The following is a 521-nucleotide window of genomic DNA, read 5'->3' as shown; positions in this document are numbered from 1 at the left end:
GGCGATGCTGTCCAAGTCGTTCTCGACCTACCGGATGGAGCTGTCGCAATACGAATTCCAGGTCAGCGACGACAACGGCGTGTTCAGCGGAGCCATCCTGAACGGCGCTCAGCTGAACGCTGAAACCGGCGCCTATACCGATCAGGAGCTTTCGACCGGGGCAGACGGGCGGTTGTCGGTGACACCGTTCTTCCCCGACTTCAGTTTCCGCAGCCCGGTGATGTATCAGATCCGCAACACCGTGCCCGATGGCCGGTTCCTGATCGGATCGAACCTGCAAAAAGGCACGGACTGGGTCGAGCTGGATTCCAACACCTTCCGCCGGGTGCAGTTGCGGCCTGTCCAATCGACCGGTGTTGACAACTTCATCAGCTATTTCTCGACCCCGGCGCTGTTCAACTCGATCAAGAACTCGCTGTGGATTGCGGTCGTCAGCACCATCATCACCGTCACGCTGGCCTTCTGGTTCGCCTATGCGCTGAACCGCAGCTGCATGCGCTTCAAGGGTGTGTTCCGGCTGG

At 59.7% G+C, this 521-nt stretch carries 1 pseudogene; it reads left to right on the top strand.

From position 1 onward, the window contains the following. Window positions 1–521, top strand: a pseudogene (locus ACR0DO_RS19625) (putative 2-aminoethylphosphonate ABC transporter permease subunit); the annotation flags it as partial.

This window comes from Ruegeria sp. AM9 (assembly GCF_056540565.1).
This window is presented reverse-complemented; position numbering and strand designations above follow the sequence as displayed.